This is a genomic window from Erwinia sp. PME.40.26/001, assembly GCF_055556675.1.
In genome coordinates this window covers 1-274 of sequence record NZ_JBVHNP010000161.1, presented here as the reverse complement: position 1 = coordinate 274, position 274 = coordinate 1, and the positions used below count along the sequence as shown (strand labels likewise).

Sequence of the window (274 nt, the reverse complement as noted above, 5' to 3'; positions counted from 1 at the left end):
CAGCCTAGGGCGGTGCACCCTTGCGGGGCCTGAGGGTTGCGGAACGCTCAGGAACCGATCTCGTCCGCGTCGCGGCGGTTGCGGGTCTGTTCCGCGCGCGCGGCCAACAGGTCGTCCGCGGGATATCCGACCTCGGCGAGAACGAGACCACGTGCAGCCAGGACTTTCGTGTCCGGCGTGCGCTCAGCGGCATCCCGGATCGCGAGGACGCGGTCGGCCTCCAGCCGGCCCTCCCCGACCGCCACGCACGCTCCCACCAGGGCCCGCACCATGC

General features: G+C 72.3%; 1 protein-coding gene. It reads right to left on the bottom strand.

Features of this window, described 5'->3' with window-relative positions:
• Positions 1 to 47: 47 nt before the first annotated feature.
• Positions 48 to 274 (bottom strand): hypothetical protein (locus ACZ3HG_RS23670; protein ID WP_465334811.1); only part of this gene is annotated, 227 nt, incomplete at its 5' end.